This window comes from Burkholderia sp. BCC1977, from assembly GCF_905339595.1.
Lineage (GTDB): Bacteria > Pseudomonadota > Gammaproteobacteria > Burkholderiales > Burkholderiaceae > Burkholderia.
Map to the genome: position 1 here is coordinate 1 of NZ_CAJPGQ010000125.1, position 1,646 is coordinate 1,646.

The 1,646-nt window shown below is 64.9% G+C and carries 2 protein-coding genes; both read right to left on the reverse strand.

Annotated elements, in window-relative coordinates; all coding sequences use genetic code 11:
- Positions 1–54: 54 nt before the first annotated feature.
- Positions 55–921, reverse strand: a complete 867-nt coding sequence (gene istB, locus U5771_RS35015; protein WP_012732871.1) for an IS21-like element ISBcen28 family helper ATPase IstB — start codon at positions 919–921, stop codon at positions 55–57.
- On the reverse strand, positions 918–1,646 hold a 729-nt coding region (locus U5771_RS35020; protein WP_415859475.1), incomplete at its 5' end, for a Mu transposase domain-containing protein. The genes U5771_RS35020 and istB, both read right to left, overlap by 4 nt.

Consider the following 1,646-nt stretch of genomic DNA (forward strand, 5'->3'; position numbering starts at 1 on the left):
CGTAATTTCCCCAGAAGTGTCGAAGTAAAATTCCCCACCCTGTTCGGACGGTGATCAGCCGGCGACATGATCGAATGGGTTCCTTCGGGGGCGGCCCGGGCGCCGGCGAGCCGGTTCAGCGGGCACGGGGTTCAGGGAAGACGGACGGTTGCGCAGATGGTCCGGCAGCAGATCGGCGTGTTCTCGCAGACGGTACGATGTGCCTTCGATCTGCACGACGATCGCGTGGTGCAGCAGCCGGTCGAGCAACGCCGCGGCCACCACGCTGTCGCCGAACACGTCGCCCCATTCACCGAAGCTGCGATTGGACGTCAGGATGATCGCGCAGCGCTCGTAGCAGGCGTTGACGAGTTGGAAGAACAGGTTGCCGCCGTTGGAGCCGATGGGCAGGTAGCCGATCTCGTCGACGATGAGCAGGCTGTTACGGGCAAGGAAGCGCACGCGCTGCGCCAGGTTGCCTTCCCGTTCGGCCTTGGCCATCGAGTTCACGATCTCGGCCAGCGAGCCGAAGTAGACGCTCTTGCCCGCGCGTACGGCTTCCACGCCCAGCGCAATGGACAGGTGCGATTTGCCCGTGCCGGGCGGCCCCAGGAAGTGAACGGTCTGCCGTCGTTCGATGAACTCGAGTTGCGCAAGCGTCATGATGCGATCGCGATCCAGGCTCGGCTGGAAGCTGAAGTCGTAGCCGGCCAGCGTCTTGATCGTGCCGAGCCGCGCGGTCTGCAGCGCCATCCGGATGCGGCGTGTTTCGCGTGTCGTGAACTCCTCGCCGAGCAACGTTTCCAGCACTTCGAGCATCGAGCTGTCACCTTGCTCGAAGCGGTTCAGGGTGGCATCCAGCGTTTCGAGCGCGCGCGGCATGCGCAGGCCGACGAGATAGCGCCGGATGCGCTCCAGTGTCGAGGCAGGCATGCTGTTCATGCGGTCCTCCCGGCTTCTGCGAGACGTCTTGCGACCTGGTCATAGAACGACAGGGGCCGGCGAGCCACGCTCGCCGTCACCGATGGCACGGGGTGCCGTGCCGGCTGCTTACGCTGATTTGCACGCCGATGACCGGGCAGCAGCGAGGTTCGTCGCCGGCCTTCCAGCACGGGATGAACCGCCAGCAGTTCACCGTCCTCGTAGATGCGGATCTCGTGAGCCAGACTGTGGACGTCGAGCACGCGCTTGCGCGTACGATCGGGCACGCTGTAGTAGTTGCCACCGACCGAGACGAGACCTTCGTGGCTCACGCGCCGCTCAAGCCGGATCACGCCGTTGAAGGTGCCGGCCGGCAACGCCTGCAGCGCAGGACGCTCCTCACTGAAGTGCTGAGCGACGACGCGGTGCGTGGTGCCGTGCACGCGGACATTGGCAACCGTGTCGAGCCACTCGCGCAGTTGGCAGTTCAGGTCGGCGAGGTTCTGGAAGCGGCGCGCCAGGAAGAAGTCCTGCCGGATGTAGCGATACGGCCGCTCGACCTTGCCCTTGGTCTTGGCGCGATACGCCTTGCAGGCGCGCGGCGCGAAGCCGTAGTGCTGTGCAAACGCGACCAGCTTCGCGTTGTAGACGATGTGCTTCTCGACTTCGCCGAGCACGGCCGCCTTCATCCGGTCGTACAGAATCTCGCGCGGAGCGCCGCCGAGGTGTTCGAATGCTTCCATGTG